At 74.0% G+C, this 26,370-nt stretch carries 26 protein-coding genes and 1 tRNA gene; 4 read left to right on the forward strand and 23 right to left on the reverse strand.

Translation table 11 applies throughout. The annotated features are described in order from the left end of the window. Nucleotides 1-9 precede the first annotated feature (9 nt). A complete protein-coding gene (locus ACI78U_RS02650; protein WP_456873741.1) occupies nt 10-612 on the forward strand; it encodes a cob(I)yrinic acid a,c-diamide adenosyltransferase in 603 nt (200 codons plus the stop codon). On the opposite strand, the gene ACI78U_RS02655 is transcribed toward ACI78U_RS02650, so the two are convergent. The 22 genes from ACI78U_RS02655 to argS form a co-directional block, all read right to left on the reverse strand. Continuing rightward, the gene (locus ACI78U_RS02655; RefSeq protein ID WP_456873742.1) at nt 609-1,010 is read right to left on the reverse strand and encodes a DUF2550 domain-containing protein; all 402 of its coding nucleotides are present in this window, start codon (nt 1,008-1,010) and stop codon (nt 609-611) included. The two genes, ACI78U_RS02650 and ACI78U_RS02655, sit on opposite strands and share 4 nt — an antisense overlap. Before the next feature lie 31 nt (nt 1,011-1,041). Then, the gene (locus ACI78U_RS02660; RefSeq protein WP_456873743.1) at nt 1,042-1,431 is read right to left on the reverse strand and encodes a F0F1 ATP synthase subunit epsilon; all 390 of its coding nucleotides are present in this window, start codon (nt 1,429-1,431) and stop codon (nt 1,042-1,044) included. A 717-nt stretch (nt 1,432-2,148) separates the two neighbouring features. Next, nucleotides 2,149-3,585: a F0F1 ATP synthase subunit beta gene (gene atpD, locus ACI78U_RS02665; protein WP_456873744.1), complete on the reverse strand. Its 1,437-nt coding sequence runs from the start codon at nt 3,583-3,585 to the stop codon at nt 2,149-2,151. A gap of 85 nt (nt 3,586-3,670) precedes the next feature. Next, nucleotides 3,671-4,615: a F0F1 ATP synthase subunit gamma gene (locus ACI78U_RS02670; protein WP_456873745.1), complete on the reverse strand. Its 945-nt coding sequence runs from the start codon at nt 4,613-4,615 to the stop codon at nt 3,671-3,673. 1 nt (nt 4,616) lies between these two features. After that, complete coding sequence (gene atpA / locus ACI78U_RS02675) at nt 4,617-6,305, reverse strand: F0F1 ATP synthase subunit alpha (RefSeq protein WP_456873746.1); 1,689 nt, start codon at nt 6,303-6,305, stop codon at nt 4,617-4,619. Nucleotides 6,306-6,377: 72 nt separating this feature from the next. Then, nucleotides 6,378-7,196, reverse strand: coding sequence for a F0F1 ATP synthase subunit delta (locus tag ACI78U_RS02680; RefSeq protein ID WP_456873747.1), 819 nt, complete (start codon nt 7,194-7,196; stop codon nt 6,378-6,380). Continuing rightward, the gene (locus ACI78U_RS02685; RefSeq protein ID WP_456873748.1) at nt 7,196-7,777 is read right to left on the reverse strand and encodes a F0F1 ATP synthase subunit B; all 582 of its coding nucleotides are present in this window, start codon (nt 7,775-7,777) and stop codon (nt 7,196-7,198) included. Before ACI78U_RS02685 ends, ACI78U_RS02680 begins: the two co-directional genes overlap by 1 nt. Before the next feature lie 49 nt (nt 7,778-7,826). Beyond that, a complete protein-coding gene (gene atpE / locus ACI78U_RS02690) occupies nt 7,827-8,054 on the reverse strand; it encodes an ATP synthase F0 subunit C (RefSeq protein WP_029432783.1) in 228 nt (75 codons plus the stop codon). A 95-nt stretch (nt 8,055-8,149) separates the two neighbouring features. Further along, entirely contained in the window at nt 8,150-8,977 is an 828-nt protein-coding gene (gene atpB / locus ACI78U_RS02695) for a F0F1 ATP synthase subunit A (RefSeq protein ID WP_456873749.1), read from the reverse strand. Further along, nucleotides 8,974-9,303, reverse strand: coding sequence for an AtpZ/AtpI family protein (locus tag ACI78U_RS02700; protein ID WP_456873750.1), 330 nt, complete (start codon nt 9,301-9,303; stop codon nt 8,974-8,976). The genes atpB and ACI78U_RS02700 overlap by 4 nt, the downstream gene beginning before the upstream one ends. Nucleotides 9,304-9,316: 13 nt before the next feature. After that, nucleotides 9,317-9,793, reverse strand: coding sequence for a hypothetical protein (locus tag ACI78U_RS02705; protein WP_456873751.1), 477 nt, complete (start codon nt 9,791-9,793; stop codon nt 9,317-9,319). Then, nucleotides 9,790-11,073 carry a glycosyltransferase family 4 protein gene (locus ACI78U_RS02710; protein WP_456873752.1) on the reverse strand — a complete coding sequence of 428 codons (1,284 nt, stop codon included), beginning with the start codon at nt 11,071-11,073 and terminating at the stop codon, nt 9,790-9,792. Before ACI78U_RS02710 ends, ACI78U_RS02705 begins: the two co-directional genes overlap by 4 nt. 210 nt (nt 11,074-11,283) lie before the next feature. Next, complete coding sequence (locus ACI78U_RS02715; RefSeq protein ID WP_456873753.1) at nt 11,284-11,925, reverse strand: L-threonylcarbamoyladenylate synthase; 642 nt, start codon at nt 11,923-11,925, stop codon at nt 11,284-11,286. Between the two features lie 6 nt (nt 11,926-11,931). After that, complete coding sequence (prmC, locus tag ACI78U_RS02720) at nt 11,932-12,792, reverse strand: peptide chain release factor N(5)-glutamine methyltransferase (RefSeq protein WP_456873860.1); 861 nt, start codon at nt 12,790-12,792, stop codon at nt 11,932-11,934. Next, nucleotides 12,789-13,868: a peptide chain release factor 1 gene (gene prfA / locus ACI78U_RS02725; protein WP_456873754.1), complete on the reverse strand. Its 1,080-nt coding sequence runs from the start codon at nt 13,866-13,868 to the stop codon at nt 12,789-12,791. The genes prmC and prfA overlap by 4 nt, the downstream gene beginning before the upstream one ends. A gap of 118 nt (nt 13,869-13,986) precedes the next feature. Beyond that, nucleotides 13,987-14,211, reverse strand: coding sequence for a 50S ribosomal protein L31 (gene rpmE, locus ACI78U_RS02730; RefSeq protein WP_456873755.1), 225 nt, complete (start codon nt 14,209-14,211; stop codon nt 13,987-13,989). 163 nt (nt 14,212-14,374) lie between these two features. Beyond that, nucleotides 14,375-16,567 carry a transcription termination factor Rho gene (gene rho, locus ACI78U_RS02735; RefSeq protein WP_456873756.1) on the reverse strand — a complete coding sequence of 731 codons (2,193 nt, stop codon included), beginning with the start codon at nt 16,565-16,567 and terminating at the stop codon, nt 14,375-14,377. A 245-nt stretch (nt 16,568-16,812) separates the two neighbouring features. Further along, entirely contained in the window at nt 16,813-17,763 is a 951-nt protein-coding gene (gene thrB / locus ACI78U_RS02740) for a homoserine kinase (protein WP_456873757.1), read from the reverse strand. Beyond that, a complete protein-coding gene (gene thrC, locus ACI78U_RS02745) occupies nt 17,760-18,839 on the reverse strand; it encodes a threonine synthase (RefSeq protein ID WP_456873758.1) in 1,080 nt (359 codons plus the stop codon). Before thrC ends, thrB begins: the two co-directional genes overlap by 4 nt. Continuing rightward, the gene (locus ACI78U_RS02750) at nt 18,836-20,125 is read right to left on the reverse strand and encodes a homoserine dehydrogenase (protein WP_456873759.1); all 1,290 of its coding nucleotides are present in this window, start codon (nt 20,123-20,125) and stop codon (nt 18,836-18,838) included. The genes thrC and ACI78U_RS02750 overlap by 4 nt, the downstream gene beginning before the upstream one ends. Then, a complete protein-coding gene (gene lysA, locus ACI78U_RS02755; protein ID WP_456873760.1) occupies nt 20,122-21,612 on the reverse strand; it encodes a diaminopimelate decarboxylase in 1,491 nt (496 codons plus the stop codon). The genes ACI78U_RS02750 and lysA overlap by 4 nt, the downstream gene beginning before the upstream one ends. Next, nucleotides 21,609-23,270 (reverse strand): arginine--tRNA ligase, encoded by a 1,662-nt coding sequence (gene argS / locus ACI78U_RS02760; RefSeq protein WP_456873761.1) that lies wholly within the window; start codon nt 23,268-23,270, stop codon nt 21,609-21,611. Before argS ends, lysA begins: the two co-directional genes overlap by 4 nt. 181 nt (nt 23,271-23,451) lie before the next feature. On the opposite strand from argS, the gene ACI78U_RS02765 reads away from it, so the two are divergent. The 3 genes from ACI78U_RS02765 (at nt 23,452) to ACI78U_RS02775 (ending at nt 25,124) form a co-directional block, all read left to right on the forward strand. Continuing rightward, a complete protein-coding gene (locus tag ACI78U_RS02765) occupies nt 23,452-24,303 on the forward strand; it encodes a DUF3105 domain-containing protein (protein WP_456873762.1) in 852 nt (283 codons plus the stop codon). A gap of 7 nt (nt 24,304-24,310) precedes the next feature. Then, nucleotides 24,311-24,997 carry a DUF305 domain-containing protein gene (locus tag ACI78U_RS02770; RefSeq protein ID WP_456873763.1) on the forward strand — a complete coding sequence of 229 codons (687 nt, stop codon included), beginning with the start codon at nt 24,311-24,313 and terminating at the stop codon, nt 24,995-24,997. A 52-nt stretch (nt 24,998-25,049) separates the two neighbouring features. Beyond that, nucleotides 25,050-25,124 (forward strand) — tRNA-Arg (locus ACI78U_RS02775). Between the two features lie 26 nt (nt 25,125-25,150). Here ACI78U_RS02775 and ACI78U_RS02780 read toward each other — a convergent pair. Continuing rightward, nucleotides 25,151-26,335 (reverse strand): tyrosine-type recombinase/integrase, encoded by a 1,185-nt coding sequence (locus ACI78U_RS02780; protein WP_456873764.1) that lies wholly within the window; start codon nt 26,333-26,335, stop codon nt 25,151-25,153. Nucleotides 26,336-26,370 lie beyond the last annotated feature (35 nt).

Here is a 26,370-nt window from a genome sequence, read left to right on the forward strand (position 1 = left end):
TCGGTCGCCATGACGGTCCGGCTCACCCGCATCTACACGAAGACCGGTGACGCCGGCCAGACGCACCTGGGCGACATGAGCCGGGTCGCGAAGACCGACCCACGACTGGTCGCCTACGCCGACGTCGACGAGGCCAACAGCGTGCTCGGCGTGGCGCTGGCACTGGGGTCGCCGTCGCCGGAACTGGTCGAGCTGCTGCGCAGCGTGCAGAACGACCTGTTCGACGTCGGCGCCGACCTCTCGACCCCGGTCGTCCCGGACCCCGCTCACCCGCCGCTGCGGGTGACCGCCGCCTACACCGAGCGGCTGGAGGCGGCCTGCGACGCGCACAACGAGGCGCTGCCGGCGCTGACCAGCTTCGTGCTGCCCGGCGGCACCGCCCTCGCGGCGCTGCTGCACCAGGCGCGGGTGGTGGTGCGGCGGGCCGAGCGCAGCGTCTGGGCGGTGGTGGCCGCCGACGGCGAGCGGACCAACCCCGAGACGGCGCGCTACCTCAACCGGCTCTCGGACCTGCTGTTCATCCTCGCCCGCGAGGCCAACCCGGACGGCGACGTGCTCTGGGAGCCCGGCGCGCACAGCGGCGTGCACGCCCAGCGGACCGCCCGCGGCTAGTGGACCGGCGGGGCCGACTCCACCCAGGACAGGAAGCCGGTCACCGTCGAGGGGTCCATGGCCAGCTCCCGGGGCCCGCTGCCGGTCTCGCAGGTGAGGACGACGGCGTCGTCGGGCAGGGCGACGTCGTCCCGGCCGGCGGCGCGGCGGCCGGCCACGCGGAACTCGGTCCGGCACAGCCGCTGCTGCGGGCGCACCGACAGCGACAGCGCGCGGTACCAGAGCAGCGCGTCCCCGCCGTACCAGGCGACCCCCACCGACCAGCGGGAGCTGCCCAGCGGGCGCAGCCACATGGGGACCGCGCCCAGGCCCATCAGGAGCAGGCGGCGGCGCAGCAGGAACCCGACCACCAGGGCGACGACCAGCGCCGCGGCGAGGAGCAGGAGGGCGGTGGTCACCGGCGGGCGGTGCGGGCTCGGTCCGGTGGGGTCAGACGGCCTGGCCGGCGGCCCGCAGGCGGGACTGGGCCCGGCGCGCGGCGGCCAGGGCGTCGGGGTCGTCGCCCGCCTGCTCGGCGCGGCTCAGCGCCGCGCGGGCGCGCTCGACGTCGATCTCGGAGCTGATCTCGGCGTTCTCCGCGAGGATGGACACCCCCTGCGGGGTCACCGACAGGAAACCGCCGTGGGCAGCGGCGACGACGTCCTGGCCGTCGGCGCTGCGGATGGTGACGACGCCGCCGGGCGCCAGCTCGCCGAGCAGCGGGGCGTGACCGGGCAGCACACCGATCTCGCCCTCGGTGGTGCGGGCGATGACCATGCTTGCCTCGCCGGACCAGATCGTCCGCTCGACGGCCACCAACTCGACCTGCAGGGTCGCCACGACACTCCTCCGGGTCCACCGACGCTGCGGTGCTGGGACGCCGGCCGGGCGGGCACGGCGACGGACCTGCCCACTCTAGCCGCGTGATCCCGGCCCCTTCTCGGGGTCCCGCCGCGAGTGTGGCGACCTGCAGGTCTGGGTCAGGCGGCCCGGCGGTAGAGGAGCGTCCAGCGCCCCACGCGCACCCACGGGTGGCGGACCGTGGAGGCCGGTGCCCACTCCTCGGTGTCGTACCGGATGTCGGTCACGTGCGAGACGGGAGCCGACGGCGGCCAGGTCCACCCGGGATCGGGTGTACACACCGTGGGCCCGGCCACCGCGCTCTGGGTGCTCGCCCCGTCCAGCCAGTCCATCGTCTCTCCCGCGCTGCGCGACCGGTCCCTCCGGGCGCCATCTGCTCGATCGGCAGAGAGGCTCCCGCGCTTGAGGGTGCATCCGCCAGGGCCGTGCCCACGGTTCACCCGTTGCGAACCACCGGATGGGGCACTTCCTGGCCGGTCCCGACGCTGCGTAGGCGCACGCACGCGGAACGGCCCGCGCAGGTCTCGGATGGGTAACGGTGCCGTCCTCCCGGCACCCCGCGGACCTGGGAGAACGCGACGGCCGGGCACCCCCGCGCGGGGTGCCCGGCCGTCCTGCGTGGTGACGTGCTGGAACGGCCACCCTTCAGGGCCCCGCGCCGAGCCTGCGAGGCGTGGGGAGAAGGGTGGTCCTTGCTCAGCCGCGCTTGAGCTTCTCGGCGTTGCGCTCGAGGTCCTCGAGGCCACCGCACATGAAGAAGGCCTGCTCGGGCACGTGGTCGTAGTTGCCCTCGGTGAGCGCCTTGAAGGCCTCGAGGGTCTCCGACAGCGGCACGAAGGAGCCGGGCTGACCGGTGAAGGCCTCGGCCACGAACATGTTCTGCGAGAGGAACCGCTCGATCCGCCGCGCGCGCTGCACGGTGACCTTGTCCTCCTCGGAGAGCTCGTCGATGCCGAGGATCGCGATGATGTCCTGCAGCTCCTGGTAGCGCTGCAGGATCTGCTTGACGGTCTGGGCGACCTGGTAGTGCTCCTGCCCGACGTACTGCGGGTCGAGGATCCGGCTGGTGGAGTCCAGCGGGTCGACGGCCGGGTAGATGCCCTTCTCCGAGATCGGCCGGGAGAGCACCGTCGTCGCGTCGAGGTGGGCGAAGGTGGTGTGCGGCGCCGGGTCGGTGATGTCGTCGGCGGGCACGTAGATGGCCTGCAGCGAGGTGATCGAGTGACCCCGCGTCGAGGTGATCCGCTCCTGCAGCTCGCCCATCTCGTCGGCGAGGGTCGGCTGGTAACCCACGGCGGAGGGCATGCGGCCCAGCAGCGTGGAGACCTCGGACCCGGCCTGGGTGAACCGGAAGATGTTGTCGATGAAGAGCAGCACGTCCTGGTTCTGCTCGTCGCGGAAGTACTCCGCCATCGTCAGCGCCGACAGGGCGACCCGCAGCCGGGTGCCCGGCGGCTCGTCCATCTGACCGAACACCAGTGCGGTCGAGTCGATGACGCCGGACTCGGTCATCTCGGTGATGAGGTCGTTGCCCTCGCGGGTGCGCTCGCCGACGCCGGCGAACACCGACACGCCACCGAACTCCTGGGCGACGCGGCGGATCATCTCCTGGATCAGCACGGTCTTGCCCACGCCGGCACCGCCGAACAGGCCGATCTTCCCGCCGGCCACGTACGGGGTGAGCAGGTCGATGACCTTGATGCCGGTCTCGAGCAGCTCGGTGCGGCCCTCGAGCTGGTCGAAGCGCGGCGCGTGCCGGTGGATCGACCAGTGCGGGGCGTCGGCACCGTGACCGGGGGCGTCCAGGCAGTCGCCGAGGGCGTTGAACACGTGGCCCTTGGTGACGTCACCGACCGGGACGCTGATCGGGGCCCCGGTGTCGCGGACGTCGGCACCGCGGACCAGGCCGTCGGTGGGCTGCATGGAGATGGTGCGGACCACGTTGTCACCCAGGTGCTGGGCGACCTCGAGGGTCAGCGTCTTGCCCAGGTCGGCCAGGGTGACGTCGACGTGCAGGGCGTTGAACAGGTCCGGGATCGCGTCGCGCGGGAACTCGACGTCGACGACCGGGCCGGTGACCCGGACGACGCGGCCGGTCGTCTGGGTGGTCGGACGGTCCTCGGTGACGGTCATGGGGGTGCTCTCCTGCCCTTCGGGCCTCGGTGGTCTCGCAGTCCAGTGTCCTCCGCCCCCCGGTGGGGGCGGAGGACGGTGGGGGTCAGTCGTCGGCGCCGGCGCTGACCAGCGCGTCGGCGCCGCCGACGATCTCGCTGATCTCCTGGGTGATCTCCGCCTGCCGGGCCTGGTTGGCCTGGCGGGAGAGGTTCTTGGCCAGCTCCTCGGCGTTGTCCGAGGCCGACTTCATCGCCCGCCGGCGCGACGCCGACTCCGAGGCAGCCGCCTCGAGCAGGGCCGCGTAGATGCGGGTGGTGACGTACTTGGGCAGCAGCGAGTCGAGCAGCGCGTCGGCCGAGGGCTCGAACTCGTAGGACGTCGGCACGCCGGAGGGACCGACGCCCGTGCCGTCCCCCGAGTCCTCGTCGTCCCGCTGGAGCTCCTCGGTGTCGACCGGTGCCAGCCGCCGGGCGACCGGCACCTGGCTCAGCAGCGACACGAACTCCGTGTAGACGATGTGCACCTCGTCCACCGCCCCGCTGCGGTCGGCGTCCTCGCCGGGGGCGAAGACGTCGATCAGCGCCCGGCCGACCTCCTGCGCGTCGGAGTAGGCCGGCTGCTCGGAGAACCCGGTGAAGGTCTCCTCGACCGGGCGGTCGCGGAAGGAGTAGTAGGTCTCCCCCTTGCGACCGATGACGTAGAGCACCGGCTCCTTGCCCTGCTGGCGCAGGGTGCCGAGCAGCTCCTCGGTGCGGCGCAGCACGTTCACGTTGTACGAGCCGGCGAACCCGCGGTCGGAGGTGACCACCAGGACCGCCGCCCGCCGGGTGCCGGTCCGCTCGTTGAGCAGCGGGTGCTCCAGCGACGCCGACGACGCCAGCGCCGACAGCACGCGGGTGATCTCGCGGGCGTAGGGCTTGGAGGCCTCCACCCGGGCCTGGGCGCGCACGATGCGGGCGCCGGCGATCAGCTCCTGGGCCGAGAAGATCTTCTTCGTCGACTGGGTGGAGCGGATCCGGCGCCGCAGCGCGCGGAGCGAACCGGCCACGTCAGGCCCGCTTCGCCGTCGAGGCGCCCTGGGCGGTGGCGCCCCCCTGGGCGGTGGCGCCGCCCTGGGTGGTGGCGCCGCCCTGGGTGGTGGCGCCGCCCTGGGCGGTGGAGACGCCCTCGTCGTCGCCGGTCAGCGAGCTGCCGTCCGACGTCGTGAACTGGCCGTAGAACGCCGTGACGGCACGCTCGAGGCTGTTGACGGCGTCGTCCCCGAGGGCCCGCGAGGTGCGGATCTCGTCGAAGACGCCGGTCTCGCTGCGGCCCACGTAGTCGAGGAACTCCGACTCGAAGCGCCGGACGTCGCCGACCGGGACGCGGTCGAGCTTGCCGGTGGTGCCCAGCCACAGCGAGACGACCTCGCGCTCGACCGGGTAGGGCTGGTACTGGCCCTGCTTGAGCAGCTCGACGAGCCGCTGACCGCGGTCGAGGGTGGCCCGGCTGGAGGCGTCGAGGTCCGACGAGAAGGAGGCGAAGGCCTCGAGCTCGCGGTACTGGGCGAGGTCGAGGCGCAGTCGCCCGGCGACGGACTTCATCGCCTTGATCTGCGCCGAACCGCCGACCCGGGACACCGAGATGCCGACGTTGATGGCGGGGCGGACACCGGAGTTGAACAGACCCGTCTCGAGGAAGATCTGCCCGTCGGTGATCGAGATGACGTTGGTCGGGATGTAGGCCGACACGTCGTTGCCCTTGGTCTCGATGAGCGGCAGCCCCGTCATCGACCCCGCGCCGAGCTCGTCGGAGAGCTTGGCGCAGCGCTCCAGCAGCCGGGAGTGGAGGTAGAAGACGTCGCCGGGGTAGGCCTCGCGGCCCGGCGGACGGCGCAGCAGCAGCGAGACGGCGCGGTAGGCCTCGGCCTGCTTGGACAGGTCGTCGAACACGATCAGGACGTGCTTGCCCTCGTACATCCAGTGCTGGCCGATGGCCGAGCCGGTGTAGGGGGCGATGTACTTGAAGCCGGCCGACTCCGACGCCGGGGCGGCGACGATGGTCGTGTACTCCATGGCGCCGGCCTCCTCGAGGGAGGCGCGGATCGCCGCGATCGTCGAGCCCTTCTGGCCGACCGCGACGTAGATGCAGCGCACCTGCTGCGCCGGGTCACCGGTGGCCCAGGCCTGCTTCTGGTTGATGATCGTGTCGGTGACGATCGCGGTCTTGCCGGTCTGCCGGTCGCCGATGACCAGCTGGCGCTGGCCGCGGCCGATGGGGGTCATCGCGTCGATGGCCTTGATGCCGGTCTGCAGCGGCTCGTGCACCGACTGGCGCTGCACCACGGTGGGCGCCTGCAGCTCGAGGGCACGGCGGCCGGTGGTGGCGATCGGGCCGCCGCCGTCGATCGGGTTGCCCAGCGGGTCGACCACGCGGCCGAGGTAGCCGTCGCCCACCGGCACGGAGAGGACCTCGCCCGTGCGGCGGACCTGCTGGCCCTCCTCGATGCCGGCGAAGTCACCCAGGATGACCACACCGACCTCACGCACGTCGAGGTTCAGGGCCAGCCCGCGGACGCCGCTCTCGAACTCGAGCAGCTCGTTGGTCATGACCGAGGGCAGGCCCTCGACCCGGGCGATGCCGTCGCCGGCCTCGGTGACGATCCCGACCTCTTCCCGGGAGACGTCCGGGGAGAACTCGGTGACGTAGTTCTGGATGGCACTGCGGATCTCGTCTGCGGAGATCGTCAGCTCGGCCATGGGTCGCGTCCTCTTCCCTGCTGGGGTGCTGCTGCTGGGGGTGTCTGGTGATCTGGGTGGGCGGGCGCCGGGTCAGCCGGTGAGCCGGCGGCCGGCGGCCTCGAGCCGGTTGGCGATGCTGCCGTCGATGACCTCGTCACCGACGCGGACGACGAGACCGCCGAGCACCGCCGGGTCGACGGTCACCTGCAGCCCCATGGTGCGGCCGTAGATCCGGCCGAGCACGGTCTGCAGCCGCTGCTCCTGCGCCGTGGTGAGCGGCACCGCCGTCGTGACGTGGGCGACCGACCGGCCACGGCGGGCCGATGCCGACGCCGAGAGGCGCTCGACCCGGTTCTCCGCGTTGCCCACGTGCCGCGCGGTGAGCGAGTTCCGCAGCAGCATCTCGGAGACCGGGCTCACCCGGCCCGACAGCAGCCGGTCGAGCAGCGCGGTCTTGCCGGCGACCGGCGCGCGGTCGTCGGAGAGGATGCGCGACAGCTCCGGGTCGCCGGCGACGATCCGGCCGAACCGGAACAGCTCGTCCTCGACGCCCTCGAGCTCGCCGCGCGCCTCCGCGGCGTCGAGCCCCGCCTCGGTCGCGAGGACCTCCACGGCCTCGACGAGGTCGAGCGGCCGCGACCAGCGCTGCCGTGCGACGGTCTCGACCAGGTCGACGGTCGCCTCGGAGACCCGGCCGCCGAGGATCCGGCGGGTCACGCCGGCCCGGTCGACCGGCTTCACCGACGCGTCCGACAGCGCGCGGCGCAGCGAGATCTGGCCGTCGAGCAGCCGCGCGACGGCGAACAACTCCTCGGCCAGGGCCAGCAGTCCCGGGCCGGCGGCACCGCGGGTCGTCGCCGCCAGGCGCTCCCGGCTGACCGCGAGCGCCTCCCGGCTGGAGGCGTCCATCAGCGGTCCGACCCGGGGACGAACACGGTGCTGCCGGTCCGGCCGTCGGGGGCGCCGCCGGCGCTCATGCCGTCGAGCTGGTCGAGGAAGCGGTCGACGGTCCCGCGACGGCGGGCCTCCTCCTCGAGGGACTCGCCGACCACCCGGCCGGCCAGGTCGACGGCGAGCGCGCCGAGCTCACCGCGCAGCTGGTTGACCACCGACTGGCGGTTGGCGGCCAGCTGCTCCTCGCCGCGGGCGACGATCCGCGCCGACTCCTCCTGCGCCTGGGCCCGCAGCTCCTCGAGGATCTGCTGGCCCTCGGCACGGGCCTGGTCGCGGATCTGCGCGGCCTCGGTCCGGGCCTCGGCCAACTGGGCGCGGTACTGCTCGAGCGCGGCCTTGGCCTCGGCCTGCATGGCCTCGGCGCGCTCGATGCCGCCCTCGATGGCCTCGCGACGGGCCCGGAAGACCTGCTCGAAGCGCGGCGCGATGAACCGGAAGAAGACCAGCAGCACGATCGCGAAGGCGATCAGGCCGATGATGATCTCACCCAGCGGCGGCAGCAGCGGGTTGGCACTCTCCGCAGCGAGGATGCTCATGGTCTCAGTGTCCCTGTCTGAGTCGGTGACCCGTGCCTGGAGCTACGGATCAGGTGCCGAAGACGAAGGGGACGACGAAGCCGATCAGCGCGAGCGCCTCGGAGAGGGCGAACCCGAGGAAGGCGTAGGTACGGGTCAGACCGGCCGACTCGGGCTGCCGGGCGGTGGCCTGGATGTAGGCCGCCCACACGATGCCGACGCCGATGCCCGGGCCGATGGCGGCGAGGCCGTAGCCCACGGAGCCGATGCTGCCGGTCAGCTCAGCGAGAAGATCCATGACGGGGTGTTCCTCCTGTGTCGTCGCCCGGTGTCCGCCGGGCGGCTTGCGGGGGTCGTGCGGGTGGTGCGGTCCGGGTGGTGCGGGTCAGGCCGTCAGTGCTCGGCCTCGATCGAGCCGTTGAGGTAGGTCCCCATCAGCACGGTGAAGACGTAGGCCTGCAGGAAGATGACCAGCAGCTCGAAGAACGTCATCACGATCGCCATGAGGGCGGAGACGGGACCGAACACGATCGAGAAGTTGTCCCGGCTGAACAGGTAGACCGCGCCGAGCGAGAAGACGACCAGCAGCATGTGGCCGGCGAACATGTTGGCGAAGAGCCGGACCGCGAGGGTGAACGGCCGCACGACGAAGTTCTGCAGGATCTCGATCGGCGTGACCAGGACGTACATCGGCTTGGGCACGCCCGGCAGGAACAGGATGTCCTTGAAGTAGCGGCCGGCGCCCTGCTCGCGGATGCCGATGTAGATGTAGAGGACCCAGCAGATGCCGGCGAGCACCAGCGGGAACGCGAACAGCGACATCGGCGAGATCTGCGCGAACGGGATGATCGCCATCAGGTTGTTCGCGAGGATGAAGAAGAACAGCGACGCGAGGAACGGGGCGAACGGCAGGCCCCTGGGACCGACGACGTCGCGCGCGATGCCGTCGCGAACGAGCGAGTAGCCGCTCTCGCCGACGAACTGCAGCTTGCCCGGGACGATCTGCGGCCTGCGGACAGTCGCCACCATGAAGACCAGCATCGCCAGCGTGGCGATCCACAGGATCAGCGTGATGCGGGTGATGGCGAAGTCGATGCCGAGCACCGAGAACTCGGCGATCGGTTCCGGGTAGAACTCGCTGAGACCGGGGGCCTGGAAACCGTCCCCGCTGCTCTCCTCGACCGCGAGCACGTCTGCGAGCGCGAGGGCGCTGGAGGTCACCGTTGTCCCTTCTGCGTCCTGGGCCGGCTCCGTCGTCCGCCCGGGGTGTCGCTCTTCTCGGGTGCACCGGGTGTCGGTGGCAGCCCGCCGTACCGTTTCACGACCAGGTAGATGGCCGCCGAGATGCCGAGGAGGATCCCGACCGGCAGGAACACCCGCGTGTCCAACCACCGGTCGAGCAACCATCCCGCCCCGCCCCACACGGCCATCCCGGAGATCATCGTCCCGATGACGGCGTAGCCGGTCTCGGCACCACTACCCCGGGGAGCGGATGGTCGCGCAGATCGAGGCCGGGGGTCCCCGCGCACGGGGTCGTCCTCGGCCATCGCCGGGACACTATCAGCCGCGTGTCGCGGGCCCGTCCGGTGCCGGGGGGAGGGTCGCCCGACCGGGCGGCGCGGGCGGGGTGACGTAGTAGAGCGGCCGGGTCCAGACCCAGCGCAGCTGGACGACGCTCCACAGCAGAGCGCCCACGATGACCGCCCAGGCCATCGTGAGCCGGTCGAGCCAGCCGTCCTCGGGGAGCGCGCTCAGGATGCCGAACAGGACCACGGCCTTGACGAAGAAGGTCCCCAGCGCCGCGGGGAGCGTGAAGGTGTCGTTGATCCGGCCGGCCCAGGCGACGACGACGCCGGAGGCGACGAAGAACGCCGTCACCACAGCGGCGCCCACGAGCACACCCGCGGCGTCGGCCCAGCCGGCGACCAGCCCGGCGACCACCGCGGCCACGACGGCGACCGCGCCGGTGACCAGGGCGCCGACGCGCAGGAACGACAGGTCCCAGGGGACCTCCGGGGCGGGGCGGGGCGCGGTCACCGGAGCCCCTGACCGGCACCGGCCGCGCGCGGCGCCGTCGCCCCCTGCGGTGACGGCGGCACCGGGGCGCTCTCCGGCCCGGCGGGCCGGCCCTGCCGGCTCCGGGTGGCGCGGGCGGTGGGGTGCGCGGCGCGGCTGCGCCGGCGCTGGGCGGCGATCTCGGCCGCCCGGGCCTCCCGGGCCGCCCGCCGGGTGTGCGGGCTGAGGACGACGACGACACCCACGGCGAGCAGCACTCCGATCACGACGAGCAGCTCCGCGGTCCCGCCGGTGATCGAGAGCGCCACCGCGCCGAAGGACAGGAGAGCCGCCCAGAAGTACATGGTCAGCACCGCGCGGCGGTGCGAGTGGCCGATGGCCAGCAGCCGGTGGTGCAGGTGCATCTTGTCGGGTGAGAAGGGCGACTGCCCGCGGCGGGTCCGCCGGACGACGGCCAGCACGAGGTCGGTGAACGGGATCGAGAGGACCGCGATCGGCACCAGCAGCGGCAGCGCCAGCGGCAGCAGGCTGGCCGCGGAGTCGAAGGTCTGCGCGTCGACCCGGCCGGTGGCGCTGACGGCTGCCGCCGAGAGCATGAGTCCCACGAGCATCGACCCGGAGTCGCCCATGAAGATCCGGGCCGGGCTGAAGTTGTGCGGCAGGAACCCCAGGCACGCGCCGGCCAGCACGGCGGTGATCAGTGCCGGGGCGCTGGCCACCTCGTCGTACCCGACCATGCTGAGGTTGTAGCTGTAGGCGAAGAAGGCCAGCGCGGCGATCGCCGAGACGCCCGCGGCCAGCCCGTCGAGGCCGTCGATGAAGTTGAGCGCGTTGACCGTCACGACGGTCAGCAGGATGGTCAGCGGCACACCGACGTCCGGGCCGAAGGAGAGGGTCCCGATGTCGGCCACCGGCAGGAACAGGAAGGCCAGCTGGACGCCGAGCAGCACCATGACGCCGGCCGCGGCGATCTGGCCGGTCAGCTTGGTGAGCGCGTCGAGGCCCCACTTGTCGTCGAGGACGCCGAGCAGGCAGATCAGGCCGCCGGCGACGAGCACCGCGGCGGTCTGCGAGTCGTCGAAGGTGCGCTGCAGGGCGGGCAGCCGGGTGGCGACGAGCACCGCGGCGGCCACCCCGAGGTACATGGCCACCCCTCCCCCGCGCGGGGTGGGGATCACGTGCACGTCGCGTTCGCGCGGCGCGGCCATCATCCGCAGCCGCACCGCCGCCGCCCGCACCACCGGGGTGGCCAGGAAGGTGACCAGGGCTGCCGTCAGCAGGACGACGGCGTACTCGCGCACGGCTCAGCCCCGCCCGGCCCCGCGCGGGACCCGGGCCGGGCGCGCGGCGGAGGGGCTCATCGCGGCGGTGCTCCCTGGGCGAGACGGCAGGGCGGTCTCCCCACGGTATCGCCCGCACCGGAACCGGAGCGGGACATGAGGGACGGGAACGGGCCCCGTCCCGGGGCCCGCCCTGAGCCTGCGAAGGGTGGGGAGGACGGGGTCCTTCATCTAGTCAGTGACGTCGGGCAGGACCTCGCGCAGCCGCTCGACGGGGACCGCGCCCACCCGCAGCACGCGCGGCACCGGGCCGGTGCAGTCGACGATCGTGCTGGCCGCCGAGCCGGTGCGCGGTCCGCCGTCCAGCACGACGGCGGCGTGCGGGCCGAGCTGGGCGACCGCCTCCTCGGCGGTGGTCGCGGCGGGGCGGCCCGAGCGGTTGGCGCTGGAGACGGCCAGCGGGCCGGTGCGGCGCAGCAGATCCCGGGCGACGTCGTCGTCGGGGAGGCGGACGGCGACGGTGCCCTCCGCGTCGCCGAGGTCCCAGGCCAGGGAGGGCGCGTGCTCGACGACGAGGGTCAGCCCGCCGGGCCAGAACGCCTCGGCCAGCCGGGACGCCGCCGCCGGGACGCTCAAGGTCAGCCCGGCCAGCGTCGAGGCCTCCCCGATCAGCACGGGGACGGGCATCGCGCGGCCGCGGTTCTTCGCCGCGAGCAGGCCGGCGACCGCCGCCGGGGAGAAGGCGTCGGCGCCGACGCCGTAGACGGTGTCGGTGGGCAGCAGGACCAGCTCACCGCGGGCGATCGCCGCCGCCGCGGCGTCCAGGCCCGCCGTGCGCTCGGCGGGGTCGGTGCAGTCGTAGAGGTCGGCCACGGGCGGTCAGTCTCCCCCACCCCGGACCGCGGTGGTGAAGCGCGGGCGGCCGGCCAGGTCGGGGTGGTCGGCCACGTCGGTGAAGTCGCCGGTGCCGCGGACGAGTGCGGGCAGCGCGCTCCCCTGCTGGTCGGCGTGCTCGATGCCCAGGGCGCCGCCGGGACGCAGCAGCCGGGCCGCGGTGCGCAGCAGCCCGCGGACGACGTCGAGGCCGTCGGGGCCGCCCCACAGCGCCAGCGGCGGGTCGTGGTCGGCGACCTCGCGCGGCACCCGGGCGCCGTCGGGCACGTAGGGCGGGTTGGAGACGACGAGGTCGACGACGCCGTCGAGCTCCCGCAGCAGACCCGGGTCGGTCATGTCGCCGGCGAGCACGGTGACCGGCCGGTCGCCCGCGGCGCGCAGGCCGGCGTTGTGCCGGGTCCACTCCAGCGCCTGCGGGTCGCGCTCGACGGCGGTGACCCGCGCGCCGGGGTGCTCGTGCGCGAGGGACAGCGCGATGGCGCCCGAGCCGCTGCCCAGGTCGACGACGACCGGCTCGGCGAGGCCGGCCAGCCACCCCAGCGCCCACTCGACGAGCTGCTCGGTCTCCGGCCGCGGCACGAACACGCCCGGTCCGACGGCGAGCTCGAGGTGGCGGAACGGCGCCCGGCCGGTGAGGTGCTGCAGCGGGACGCGGGCGGCACGCTGGTCGAGCAGCGCGGTGAACCGGGCGGCGGCGTCGTCGTCGACGTCGTCGCGGGTGAGCAGCGCCGTCCGCGGGCGGCCGAGGACGTGCGCGAGCAGCAGCTCCGCGTCCACGCGCGGCGAGTCGACGCCGGCGTCGGCCAGCCGGCGGGCGGCGCCGGCGAGCAGCGTGCGGGTGTTCAGGAGCCGGCCGCCATGAGCTCGGCGGTGTGCGCGCGGGTGAGCGCGTCGATGACCGGGTCGAGTTCGCCGTCGAGGACCTGGTCGAGGTTGTGCGCCTTGAAGCCCACCCGGTGGTCGGAGATCCGGCTCTCCGGGAAGTTGTAGGTGCGCACCCGCTCGCTGCGGTCCACCGTGCGGACCTGGCTGCGCCGCTGGTCGCTGGCGGTGGCCGCGGCCTCCTCGCGGGCGGCGGCCAGCAGCCGGGAGCGCAGCACGCGCAGCGCCGACTCGCGGTTCTGCAGCTGGCTCTTCTCGTTCTGCGAGCTGACCACGATCCCGGTGGGCAGGTGGGTGATCCGGACGGCGGAGTCGGTGGTGTTCACGCTCTGCCCGCCGGGGCCCGAGGAGCGGAAGACGTCGATGCGCAGGTCGTTCGGGTCGACGGTGACGTCGACCTCCTCGGCCTCGGGCAGCACCAGGACGCCGACGGCGGAGGTGTGGATGCGGCCCTGCGACTCGGTGACCGGCACCCGCTGCACGCGGTGGACGCCGCCCTCGAACTTGAGCCGGGACCAGATGCCCTCGTCACCGCGGGACTTCACCGCGATCGAGACGTCCTTGTAGCCGCCGAGCTCGGCGGGGACGGCGTCGAGGACCTCGGTGGCCCAGCCGCGGCGCTCGGCGTAGCGCAGGTACATGCGCAGCAGGTCGCCGGCGAACAGCGCGGACTCCGCGCCGCCCTCCCCCGCCTTGATCTCGAGGATGACGTCCTTGTCGTCGTCGGGGTCCTTCGGCAGCAGCAGCTCGCGCAGCCGGTCGGTGAGCCCGTCGATGCGGGTCTCGAGACCGCGGGCCTCCTCGGCGAAGGAGGGGTCCTCGGCGGCCAGCTCGCGGGCGGCGTCGAGGTCGTCGCGGGCGGTGTCGAGCGCGCGGGCGGTCTCGACCACGGGCGCGAGCTGGGCGTAGCGGCGGCCCAGGCGCCGGGCGCGGCCGGCGTCGGCGTGCACCGCGGGGTCGGCCAGCTCGGTCTCCAGCGCGGCGTGCTCCTCGAGCAGCCCGCGCAGCCGGTCGGGCGCGGCGTCGGTGGGACTGCTCATCGCAGGACCTCTCGGACGGGACGGGACGGGCACTTCCGCGGAGGTGCCCGGGGGGACGGGGGCGGACACGACGACGGCGCCCGCCCCACGCGAGGTGGGACGGGCGCCGTCGGGGGTGCTACTTGCCGGCGTTCGCGCCGCGCTTGCCGAAGCGCTTCTCGAAGCGGGCCACACGGCCGCCGGTGTCGAGGATGCGCTGCTTGCCCGTGTAGAACGGGTGGCAGGCCGAGCAGGTCTCGACGGTCAGCTGACCGTTGGGCGCCGTGCTGCGGGTGGTGAAGGTGTTCCCGCAGCCACAGGTCACCGTGGTGGTGTGGTAGTCGGGGTGGATGCCGGGCTTCATGTCGCCTCTTCCGGGGTCTGGGCCGTTCAGGTGGTCGAACGCCGGTGACCGGCCGGTCATTCCGGCCGTCCGCACGGCGCTGGCGCGGGGCTCGGCCGACCAGTATCCCTGATCGGCCGGGGCCCCGTCGGCGGGTGGCTGCTCGCCGGCCCCGCCGGTGGCGCTAGTCGAGCGCGGTGCCGGGCGTGTTCTTCTGGACCTGCATGAGGAACTCGATGTTGTTGCGCGTCTTGCGCAGCTGGGCGAGCAGCAGTTCCAGCGCCTGCTGCGGCTCGAGCGCGGCGAGCACCCGGCGCAGCTTGATGACGATGGCCAGCTCGTCGGGCGACATGAGGATCTCCTCCTTGCGCGTGCCCGACGCGTTGACGTCGACGGCCGGGAAGACCCGCTTGTCCGCCAGCCGGCGGTCGAGCTTGATCTCCGCGTTACCGGTGCCCTTGAACTCCTCGAAGATGACCGTGTCCATGGTGGACCCGGTCTCCACCAGCGCCGAGGCGATGATGGTCAGCGAGCCGCCGTTCTCGATGTTGCGGGCGGCGCCGAGGAAGCGCTTGGGCGGGTAGAGCGCCGTGGAGTCGACACCGCCGGAGAGGATGCGCCCGCTGGCCGGGGCGGCCAGGTTGTAGGCGCGGCCCAGGCGGGTGATCGAGTCCAGCAGCACGACGACGTCGTGGCCCATCTCGACCAGGCGCTTGGCCCGCTCGATGGACAGCTCCGCGACCGTGGTGTGGTCCGACGGCGGCCGGTCGAAGGTCGAGGCGATGACCTCGCCCTTCACCGAGCGCTGCATGTCGGTGACCTCCTCGGGCCGCTCGTCGACGAGGACGACCATGAGGTGGCACTCGGGGTTGTTCGTGGTGATCGCGTTGGCGATCGCCTGCAGCACCATCGTCTTGCCGGCCTTGGGCGGCGACACGATGAGCGCGCGCTGGCCCTTGCCGATCGGCATCACCAGGTCGATCACCCGCGTGGTCAGCTGGTGCGGGTCGGTCTCCAGCCGCAGGCGCTCCTGCGGGTAGAGCGGGGTCAGCTTGGTGAACTCGGGGCGGTTGCGCGCCTGCTCGGGCTCGAGCCCGTTGACCGTGTCGAGGCGGACGAGCGCGTTGTACTTGTCCTTGCGCTCCCCCTCCCGCGGCTGGCGGACGGCACCGGTGATGGCGTCACCGCGGCGCAGGCCGTGCCGGCGCACCTGCGACAGGGACACGTAGACGTCGTTCGGGCCGGTCAGGTAGCCCGACGTCCGCACGAACGCGTAGTTCTCGAGCACGTCGAGGATGCCCGCGACCGGCAGGAGGACGTCGTCCTCGCTGACGGTCGGCTCGCCCTGCTGCTCGAACCGGTCGCGCCCGTTGCGGCGGTTGCGGTCGCGGTAGCGGCGCCCGCGGCGGCCGCGGCCGCCCTCGAAGTCGTCGTCGTCCTCGTCGTTGCGGCCGTCGGCGCGGCCGTCGGCGGCCCGGTCGGTGCGGTTGTCCGGGCGGCCGCTGCGCTCGGCGCGGTCACCGCGGTCGGGACCGCGGTTGCCGTCGCGCTGGCCGTCGCGCTGGCCGTCGCGCTGGCCGTCCCGCTGCCCGTCACGGCCGGAGCGCTCGGCACGCTCGCCGTCACGGCCGGTGCGCTCGCCGTCGCGGGCGGTGTCGCGGCCCTCGCGGGCGGTGTCGCGGCCCTCGCGGGTGGTGTCGCGACCCTCGCGGGTGGTGTCGCGACCCTCGCGGTTGCGGTTGCGGTCCCGGTTGCGGGCCGGGCGCTCGCCCTCGCCGCGCTCGGGACGCTCGCCGTCGGTCCGCTCGCCGTCGGTGCGCTCGGTGCGCTCTGCCGGCGGGGCGGTCGGGGCGTCGGCGACCGGCGCGGCCTCGGCGGGAGCGGCCTCGGCGGGGGCGGCGTCGGTGACGGGGCCGGCGGCCGGGGCGGTCGGCGTGCCGGCGGGGCGGCTGGCCGCCCGGCGGCGGCGCGGGGCGCCCTCGGCGGCCGGGGCGGCGGTCCCGGTCAGCGGGCCGCCGTTCGCGCCGCCGCTGACGGGGGCCTCGACCGGCGGGGCGGTCGCGGCGACGCCACGCGTCGCGGGGGCGCCGGAGGCGGAGCCGGCCTCGTCGGCCGGGGCGCTGGGCGCCGGGACGGCGCCCGGCGCGCTGTCGACCTGACGGGCGGAGATGGCGGCGACGAGGTCGCCCTTGCGCATGCGGCCGACACCGGAGATGCCCAGCTCGGCGGCCAGTCGCTGGAGCTCGGGGAGCAGCATCCCGGCCAGCCCGCTGCCGCGGCGGCGGGTCCGGCCCGCCGAGCCAGGAGCGGCAGGTGCCTCGCCCGTGGCGACGCCCTCGGGGGCGCCGACGGTCGCGAGGTCGGTGGTTTCGCTCACGTACAGGTCCTTCCCTGCTGTGACCTGCGCCTACCGGCACAGGGGGTGACCCGGCGCCGGCCCCGGTCCCGACGGGTTCGGGACAGGAGGGAGCGGCGGATCTGATGGGTGCGGAGCGGGATCAGCGTCGACAGGAAGGTCGTCTGCAACGTTCCGCGCGAGGCTCGCCCGAGGGCGGCTACGCCAGGAAGCCTAGGCTCGCCCCACGGTCGGGACAACACCGCTGTCAGGCGGAGTGTTCCTCGTTACGAAGACGATACCCCAGGCGTCACGGCCGACACTCGTGCGCCACCGTGGTCCACCTCCAGGGGGTACACGCGCCACCCCTCCGGGGTGAGCGAGATCACCTCGCGCACGTGGCCGGCCGACGCTGGATCGGCCCGGTCGTCGCCGGCCCGGTGCCGCCCGAGCACCAGCACGCTCGGGCCCGCACCCGACACGACCGCCGCGTGGCCGGCGGCGCGCAGCCGGTCGACCAGCGCGAGCGTGCCGGGCATCGCGGCCGCGCGCTGCCGCTGGTGCAGCCGGTCGTCGGTCGCCTCGAGCAGCATCCCCGGCTCGGCGATGAGCGCGTGCACCAGCAGCGCCGCGCGGGCGGCGTTGTACGCGGCGTCGCAGTGCGGCACCGCGGCGGGCAGCAGCGTGCGCGCGGTGTGCGTCGCGAGCGTGCCCTCGGGGACGAGCACCACCGGCGCCACCTCGGCGCTGACCGGCAGCCGGTCGGCCCGCGCCCCGGCCGACGTGGTCCAGGACAGCGTCGCCCCGCCGAGCAGGCAGGCGGCGACGTTGTCGGGGTGACCCTCCAGGTCCGACACCAGCCGCAGCACCGCGCCGTCGTCGCGGACGTCGACGTCGGGGCACAGCTCGAACGCGCCGACCACCCCGGCGACGACCGCCGCCGCCGACGAGCCCATCCCCCGGCCCTGCGGGATGGCGTTGACCGCGCGCACCCGCAGGCCCGGCGGCGACCAGCCGAGCAGGTCGCACGCGGCGCGGAAGGACCGGACGACCAGGTGCCGCTCGTCGGCGGGCAGCTCCTCCGCCCCGACGCCGGCGACCTCCACCGACAGCCCGGCGTCCGCGACGGCGAACTCGACGACGTCGTGCAGCGTCAGCGCGAGGCCGGCGCAGTCGAAGGCGGGGCCCAGGTTCGCGCTGGTGGCGGGGACCCGCACCCGGACGGCGGGGCTGCTCACAGACCGAGCTGCGCGGCGGCCGCGGCGGCGTCGACCGGCACGGTCACCGGCGCGGGCGCTCCGGAGATGGCCCAGTCGGGGTCCTTGAGCCCGTTGCCGGTCACCGTGCACACGACGCGTTGCCCGGGCTCGAGGTCGCCGGCCGCGGCCACCTTGAGCAGCCCGGCCACCGAGGCGGCCGAGGCCGGCTCGACGAAGACCGCCTCGGTGCGGGCCAGCAACCGGTAGGCGGCGAGGATCTCGCGGTCGGTGACCGCGTCGATGCGCCCGCCGGACTCGTCGCGGGCGGCCAGCGCCTTGGTCCACGACGCCGGGTTCCCGATCCGGATCGCGGTCGCGATGGTGGTCGGCTGCTCGACGACCCGGCCGGTGACGATCGGCGCGGCACCGGCGGCCTGGAACCCCCACATCCGCGGGCGCCTGGTGGCCGGGCCGTCGTCGGCGTACTCGCGGTAGCCCTGCCAGTAGGCGGTGATGTTGCCGGCGTTGCCGACCGGCAGGCAGTGCACGTCGGGGGCATCGCCGAGCACGTCGACGATCTCGAACGAGGCGGTCTTCTGCCCCTCGATGCGGAACTGGTTGACGCTGTTGACCAGGCTGACCGGGTAGTCGATCGCGAGCTTGCTGGCCAGCGCGAGGCAGTCGTCGAAGTTGCCGTCGACCTGCAGCAGCTTGGCGCCGTGCACCAGGGCCTGGGCCAGCTTGCCGAGCGCGATCTTCCCCTGCGGCACGAGGACGGCGCAGACCATCCCGGCGCGCGCGGCGTAGGCGGCGGCACTGGCGCTGGTGTTGCCGGTGGAGGCGCAGATGACCGCCTGCGCCCCCTCCTCCCGGGCCTTGGTGATGGCCATGGTCATCCCGCGGTCCTTGAACGACCCGGTCGGGTTGGCGCCCTCGACCTTGAGGAACACCTCGCAACCGGTGCGCCGCGACAGCTCGGGCGCCGGGACCAGCGGGGTGGCGCCCTCGTGCAGGGTGACGACCGGCGTCGCCGGGCTCACCGGCAGCCGGGACCGGTAGGCCTCGATCAGGCCGGGCCAGGCCGGCGAGACGGCACCCGGCAGCGTCCCCGTCATGACAACCCCTCCACCCTGAGCACGCTGGTCACCCCGCGGACCGCGGGCACCTCCCGCAGCGCGGCGATCGTGGCCGACAGCGCCGCGTCCGGTGCGCTGTGCGTGACGATGACCAGCGTGGCCGCGTCGCCGTGGCCGTCCTGGCGGACGGTGGCGATGCTCACCTCGTGCCGGGCGAACTCGGTCGCCACGGTCGCCAGCACGCCGGGCACGTCGGCGACGTCGAGGCTGACGTGGTAGCGGGTCGGCGTCTCGGCGATCGGCCGGGTCGGCAGCTCGGCGTAGGCGGTGGGGCCGGCGCCGGCGGCCCCGGCCACCCGGTTGCGGGCGACGGCGACGAGGTCGCCGAGGACGGCACTGGCGGTGGGCTCGCCCCCCGCGCCCTGCCCGTAGAACATCAGCTGCCCGGCGGCCTCGGCCTCGACGAAGACGGCGTTGAACGCCCCGCCGACGGCGGCCAGCGGGTGGGTGGTCGGGATCATCGCCGGGTGCACGCGGACGGCGACCGAGTCCCCGTCGGGCCCCGCGACGCGCTCGCAGATCGCCAGCAGCTTCACCGTGCAGCCGATCTCGGCGGCGCGGGCGACGTCGGTCGCGGTGACCGCGGAGATGCCCTCGCGGTGCACGTCGGAGGCGGTGACCGCGGTGTGGAAGGCCAGCGAGGCGAGGATCGCGCCCTTGGCGGCGGCGTCGAACCCGTCGACGTCGGCGGTCGGGTCGGCCTCGGCGTAGCCGAGCTCGGTGGCCTCGGCCAGCGCCTCGGTGAACCCGGCGCCGGTCTCGGCCATGCGCGAGAGGATGTAGTTGGTGGTGCCGTTGACGATGCCCACGACCCGGCGGATCTGGTCGCCGGCCAGCGACTCGCGCAGCGGGCGCAGCAGCGGGATCGCCCCGGCCACCGCCGCCTCGTAGTACAGGTCCACGCCGGCCTTGGCCGCCGCGGCGTGCAGCGCGACGCCGTCCTCGGCGAGCAGCGCCTTGTTCGCGCTGACCACCGACTTGCCGGACTCGATCGAGGCCTGGATCAGCGAGCGGGCCGGCTCGATCCCGCCGATGACCTCGACGACGAGGTCGACGTCGTCGCGGGTGACCAGGCCGTGCGCGTCGGTGGTGAGCAGCCCGGCGGGCACGTCGGGGTGCCGGTCGGGACGGCGGACGGCGACCCCGGCGACCTCCACCGGGCGGCCGACGCGGGCGGTGAGGTCGGCGGCCTGCTCGCCGACCAGGCGCAGCACCGCGCCGCCGACCGTGCCGCAGCCGAGCAGGGCGACCTTCAGGGGCGTCACGACTGGGCTCCCACCGGGTGCTCGGGCGCGGGCTGGTCGACCGCCGGCGACGGCGCGGGTCGGTTCGCGAGGACGGCGTCGAGGGCGAACACGTCGGCCAGTGTCTGCCGCCGGACGATCTCGGTGGCGACGCCGTCCCGGACGGCGACCACGGGCGGCTTGAGCAGGTAGTTGTAGTTGCTGGCCATCGACCAGCAGTAGGCGCCGGTGGCGGCGACGGCGAGCAGGTCGCCGGCCCGCACGTCGGAGGGCAGCCACAGGTCGCGGACCAGCACGTCGCCGCTCTCGCAGTGCTTGCCGACGACGCGGCACAGCGCCGGCGGGGCGTCGGAGGTGCGGTTGGCCAGCACGCAGGTGTAGTCGGCGTCGTAGAGAGCGGTGCGGATGTTGTCGCTCATCCCGCCGTCGACCGAGACGTAGTTGCGCACCGGCGGCGCGCCGTGGCTGCCGCTGCCCAGCCGCACCGGCTTGATGGTGCCGATCTCGTACAGCGTCACGGTGCCCGGGCCGGCGATGGCCCGGCCCGGCTCGACCGCCAGCCGGGGCACCGGCAGGTCCAGCGCGGCGCACTCGGCGGCGACCACGGTGCGCAGCCGGCGGGCGACGTCGCCGGGGGTGACCGGGTCGTCGTCGGGCAGGTAGGCGATGCCGAAGCCGCCGCCCAGGTTGAGCTCCTCGAGCACCTCGCCGGTGGCCTGGTGCACCTGGCCCATCAGCCCCACCACGCGGTGCGCGGCGGCCTCGAAGCCCGCGGTGTCGAAGATCTGCGAGCCGATGTGGCTGTGCAGCCCGGTCAGGTGCAGCGCCGGCTCCCGGATGACCCGGACGGCGGCGGTCAGCGCGTCGCCGGTGGCCAGCGAGAACCCGAACTTCTGGTCCTCGTGCGCGGTGGCGATGAACTCGTGGGTGTGCGCCTCGATGCCGACGGTGGTGCGCACCAGCACCGGGACCGGCGTTCCCCCGGCGGCCACCCGCGCCGCCGCCATGGGCACCAGCCGGTCGATCTCGTCGAAGGAGTCGAGGACGACGTGCCCGATGCCGGCGTCGACGGCCAGCTGCAGCTCGACCAGGGACTTGTTGTTGCCGTGCAGCGCGATCCGCTCGGCGGGGAAGCCGGCGGCCAGTGCCACGGCCATCTCGTTGCCGCTGCAGGCGTCCAGGTGCAGGCCGTCGTCGGCGAGCCACCGGGCCACCTGGCCGCAGAGGAACGCCTTGGAGGCGTAGTGGACGTCGGCGCCGTCGAAGGCGGTGGCGAAGTCGGCGGCACGGCCGCGGAAGTCGCCCTCGTCGAGGACGAACAGCGGGGTGCCGTGCGCGCGGGCCAGCTCGGTGACCGGCCGGCCGCCCAGGTGCAGCTCGCCGTCGACCCGGCGGGCCGAGCGCGGCCAGATCTGCTCGTCGAGGGCGCCGAGGTCCTCCGGCGGCGTGCCGGCCGAGGGCGGCGGGGCCATGGCGCCGTGCAGCGGCCCCGCCGGGTGCGCCCTCACATCCGCTCCGGGGCGGAGACCCCGAGCACGCCGAGGCCGTTGCGCAGCACCACCGCGGTGGCGGCGCACAGCCACAGCCGCGCGGTCGTGAGCGGCCCGGGCTCCTCGTCGCCGCGGGGCAGCACCCGGCAGACGTCGTAGAAGCGGTGGTAGGTGCCGGCCAGCCCCTCCAGGTAGCGGGCCACCCGGTGCGGCGCCCGCAGCTCCGCGGCCGAGGTCAGCACCCGCGGGAACTCGCCGATCGCGCGCAGCAGGTCGTTCTCCCGCTCGTGGGTCAGCAGGGCGACGTCGACCTCCCCCGCCTCCCCGAGCGCGATGCCGAGGTCGGCGGCGTTGCGCAGCACCGAGGAGATGCGGGCGTGCGCGTACTGCACGTAGAAGACCGGGTTGTCGTTGGTCTTCCGCGTCCACAAGTCGATGTCGATGTCGATCTGCTGGTCGACCGACGCCCGCGCCAGCGCGTACCGGGCGGCGTCGACACCGACGGCGTCGACGAGGTCGGACAGCAGCACGATCGTGCCCGCCCGCTTGCTCATCCGGACCGGTTCCCCGCCCTGCAGCAGGTTGACCAGCTGGCCGATGAGGATCTCCAGGTGCTCGTCCGGGTCGTCGCCGGTGGCCGCCACGAGCGCCTTGTACCGGCCGACGTACCCGGAGTGGTCGGCGCCCAGCATGATCACGACCCGGTCGTAGCCGCGAGACCGCTTGTCCAGGTAGTAGGCGCAGTCGGACGCGAAGTAGGTCGTCTCGCCGTCGGCCTTGACCAGCACGCGGTCCTTGTCGTCGCCGAAGTCCGTCGTCCGCAGCCAGACGGCGCCGTCGGCTTCGTAGACGTGCCCCTGGTCCCGGAGCCGGGCGATCGCCTTCTCCACCGCGCCGGTGTCGTAGAGGGACTGCTCGCTGAACCAGACGTCGAAGTCGACGCCGAACTCCTCCATCGACCGGCGGATCTCGTCGAGCATCAGCGCGACGCCTCGCGTCCGGAAGACCCGCACCTGCTCCTGCTCGTCCCGGCCGAGCAGGTCCGGCTCGAGGGCGATGACCTGGGAGGCGATGTCGGCGATGTAGGTGCCGCCGTAGCCGTCCTCGGGGACGGGCCGGCCGGCCGCGGCGGCCTGCAGGCTCCGCGCGAACCGGTCGATCTGCGCGCCGGCGTCGTTGATGTAGTACTCGCGCGTCACGTCGGCGGCGCTGGTCTCGAGCAGCCGGCCGATCGCGTCGCCGACGGCGGCCCACCGGCTTCCGCCGATGTGCACCGGGCCGGTCGGGTTGGCCGACACGAACTCGAGGTTGAGCCGCTGCCCGGCCAGCGCGTCGGTGGAGCCGTAGGCGGGGCCGGCGGTGACCGCGTCGACCGCGATCCGGCCCAGGGCGCCCTGTGTCAGGGTGAGGTTGAGGAAACCCGGGCCGGCGACGTCGACCCGCCCGATGCCCGGGCGGGTGCGCAGCTCCCCGGCGACGATCTCGGCCACCTCACGCGGCGGGCGGCCGGCCGGCTTGGCCAGCCGGAGGGCCACGTTGGTGGCGTAGTCGCCGTGGTCGGGGTTCTTGGGGCGCTCGACGACGACGTCGTCGGGGACGGCGACGGCGAGCGTGCCGCGCTCGACCACCGCCGCGACGACGGTCCGGACGAGGTCGCGCAACTGCTCCGGTGTCACCCGGGAAGCGTACGCAGCGGGCGCGACCCGGTTCCGCGCCGTACCCACGGTGCCGGGGCAGGCACAGGAACCCGACCTAGACTCGCGGGCGAGGGCGGGCGTGAGGCCTGCCGAGCCGGCGCGCACCCATGCTGCGCCACGACCGGCGGACGCACCACTCGACGATCACCGAGGAGAGCACGTGGCCAAGGACCGCAAGCCCGATTCCGGCCGCGCCGGAGGCGGGGCGACCCGCTCCGGCGGCGGAACGGGCAGGGGCGGCTCCGGCGCGCGCCCCGCCTCGACGGGCAGGACGCCGAACCGTGGCACCGGCGGGCGCGGGCGCACCCGGCCGCCGACGCAGGTGGTCACCCAGCAGCGGCCGTGGGGCCTGATCGCCGCCGCGGTCGCCGTCGTGGTCTTCGCCGCCGCGGCGATCACCTACGCCGTGCTGCAGGTGCGCGAGGCCGACGAGGCGCGCATCGACTCGATCGACGAGATCGCCGGCATCGAGAGCTTCGACTACGCCGCCGGTCAGGAGCACGTGACCACCCCTGTGCAGTACGAGCAGTCGCCGCCGGTCGGCGGGCCGCACGACGGCGAGTGGGCCGACTGCACCGGCACCGTCTACGACGCCGACATCCGGCACGAGAACGCCGTGCACTCCCTCGAGCACGGCGCCGTCTGGATCGCCTACGACCCGGAGCAGCTCGCCGACGACGACGTCACGCGGCTCGAGGAGCTGGTCGACGGCGTCTCCGGCCGGCTGCTGTCGCCCTACGCCGGCCTCGACGCCGCGGTGAGCGTGCAGTCGTGGAACCACCAGCTGAAGGTGGACTCGGCCGACGACCCCCGGATCGAGCAGTTCGCCGACTTCCTCACCTTCAACGGCGAGGTCGAGAACGCCTATCCGGAGATCGGCGCGAGCTGCGAGAACCCCGACTTCGTCGCCGACCCGCTCGTCACCGGCGAGAGCAGCCGCGGCACCGACGCCATGACCACCGACGCCCCGACCACGCCGACCGCGGCGGCCGACGGGACCAGCACGGAGTGAGGCCGCGATGACCGCCACCGCCGTCGACCCGGACCAGGACGCCCCGGCCCCGGGTCCGCGCGGCCGCGGCCTGCGCGCCGTGCTGCTGGCCGTCATCGCCGTCGCGCTGGTGGCCCTCGGCGGGGCGCTGGCGGTGGGTCTGGGCATCGGCCAGGAGGAGACGCCGACGGCCGACTCGGTCGACGCCGGCTTCTCCCGGGACATGGCGGTGCACCACCGGCAGGGCGTCGAGATGGCCAACCTGGCGCTCGAGCGCAGCACCGACCCCGAGGTCCGCCGGCTGGCCTTCGACATCTCCAGCACGCAGACCAACCAGGCCGGCCGGATGGAGGGCTGGCTGTCGCTGTGGGGGCTGTCGCGCTCCGGCGGCGACCACATGGCCTGGATGGGCGGGGGGCACGCCGGTCACGGCACGTCGGGGACCGACGGCGCGGTGATGCCCGGGATGGCCACCGAGGCGGAGCTGGCGGAGCTGCGGTCCCTGGCCGGGACCGCCTTCGACGTCGAGTTCCTGCGGCTGATGACCCGTCACCACCAGGGCGGCTTCGACATGGCGCAGTACGCGGCGGAGAACGCCGCCGAGCCCGCCGTGCGGAGGCTGGCCCGGTCCATCGCCGACACGCAGAGCGCCGAGGTGACGACGATGGTCGACATGCTCACCGCGCGGGGTGGGACGCCGCTGCCGGCGCCCTGACTCCCGGCGTCGGGCCGGCCGGGGACGGCTGGTAACTTCACTCCTGCCCCGAGCCCCCGTAGCTCAGGGGATAGAGCACCGCCCTCCGGAGGCGGGTGCGCAGGTTCGAATCCTGCCGGGGGCACCATAAAACCGCAGGTCAGCGGCTCATAGCTACGGCCCGGACGGTCCTGCGTCCGGGCCGTTCTGGTCCCTAGTCCGCAAAAAGTCCGCAAGACCGCCGCGGACGTGCCGGGCGGCGTCGTCCAGCCGGTCGGCCACGGCGTCGAGGTCGTCGTCGAACAGGTCGGCGTAGGTGTCGAGCGTCAGCGCGGCCGAGGCATGCCCGAGCATCCGCTGGACGGCCTTGACGTTCGCCCCGGAGGAGACGGCGAGGCTGGCGGCGGTGTGCCGCAGCTCGTGCGGCACCAAGCCGTCGAGTCCCACGGCCGCAGCAGCGCGGTCGAAGCCAGCGCGCCGGAAGATCCGGTTGCGGAGCACTCCTCCACCGCGGAGGCCGGTGAACAACAGGTCGTCCGGACCGCGGCCGTCGAGATGCCTCCGGAGTTCCTCCAGCAGAAAGGCCGGTACGGGCACGGAACGGCGCTCGTAGCCCTTGGGCACCCCCCAGACGAGCGCGCCGTTGACCTCGACGACCGACTCGACGACCTCGAGCCGGCGCCGCGTGAGATAGATGCGGCTCACCTTCAGCGCGGCGAGCTCTCCCCAGCGCAGACCGCAGTAGGCCAGGACGAGGACGACCAGCCGGTAGGAGTCCATGACCTCTCGCTCGCGGTACGGCAGTCGCGTCCCCGCCTTGGGCCGAGCCGTCTCGGCAGCGAGTAGGTGGACCTGACGGTGGGTCAGGTAGCGGCGACGGACCTGCTCGGCACGTGGGAGGTTCACCCCGGTGCAGGGGTTGCGGCTCAGCCGGCCGTCACGGACAGCCAGGTCGAGGACGAGGCTGAGGACCCGGAAGTGCTTGCGCACCGTGGCCGCCGCCATGCCAGCCGATCGCTGGTCCGCCACCCAGGTCTGGATCTCCGCGTGGGAGAGCGTCGCCAGCTGCCGGTCTGCCCACTTGGGCAAGAGGTGCCCGTGCAGGATGCCGCGGTAGCGAGCCAGCGTCGTGGGCTTGAGATGCGCCTGGCTGTGCAGCCACCGGCCCGCCCACTCGTCCACCGTGATGCGCCCGGCCCGCGGATCGACGTAGGCGCCCGTCTCGATGGCAGTCGTGACGCCGTCCAGCCACCGCTGTGCGTCGACCTTGCGGCGGAAGTGCCGAGCGTGCTCGCGTCCGGTGGCATCGCGGTACCGCGCCCGCCACTGTCCGTCGGCTCGCTTCGCGATGCTCGCCATTTGCCCTCGTCCCGCTCGGGTCCTGTCCGCAGGAC

This window comes from Geodermatophilus sp. SYSU D00710 (assembly GCF_054050195.1).

Bases quoted from the DNA above. Each gene is read 5' to 3' on its own strand.
- ACI78U_RS02780 (WP_456873764.1), bottom strand. From the start codon at position 26,335: ATGGCGAGCATCGCGAAGCGAGCCGACGGACAGTGGCGGGCGCGGTAC.
- atpD (WP_456873744.1), bottom strand. From the start codon at position 3,585: ATGACCGTCACCGAGGACCGTCCGACCACCCAGACGACCGGCCGCGTC.
- prfA (WP_456873754.1), bottom strand. From the start codon at position 13,868: ATGAGCAGTCCCACCGACGCCGCGCCCGACCGGCTGCGCGGGCTGCTC.
- ACI78U_RS02650 (WP_456873741.1), top strand. From the start codon at position 10: ATGACGGTCCGGCTCACCCGCATCTACACGAAGACCGGTGACGCCGGC.
- ACI78U_RS02685 (WP_456873748.1), bottom strand. From the start codon at position 7,777: ATGAGCATCCTCGCTGCGGAGAGTGCCAACCCGCTGCTGCCGCCGCTG.
- ACI78U_RS02680 (WP_456873747.1), bottom strand. From the start codon at position 7,196: ATGGACGCCTCCAGCCGGGAGGCGCTCGCGGTCAGCCGGGAGCGCCTG.
- atpA (WP_456873746.1), bottom strand. From the start codon at position 6,305: ATGGCCGAGCTGACGATCTCCGCAGACGAGATCCGCAGTGCCATCCAG.
- ACI78U_RS02770 (WP_456873763.1), top strand. From the start codon at position 24,311: ATGACCGCCACCGCCGTCGACCCGGACCAGGACGCCCCGGCCCCGGGT.
- thrC (WP_456873758.1), bottom strand. From the start codon at position 18,839: ATGACGGGGACGCTGCCGGGTGCCGTCTCGCCGGCCTGGCCCGGCCTG.
- ACI78U_RS02700 (WP_456873750.1), bottom strand. From the start codon at position 9,303: ATGGCCGAGGACGACCCCGTGCGCGGGGACCCCCGGCCTCGATCTGCG.
- rpmE (WP_456873755.1), bottom strand. From the start codon at position 14,211: ATGAAGCCCGGCATCCACCCCGACTACCACACCACCACGGTGACCTGT.
- atpE (WP_029432783.1), bottom strand. From the start codon at position 8,054: ATGGATCTTCTCGCTGAGCTGACCGGCAGCATCGGCTCCGTGGGCTAC.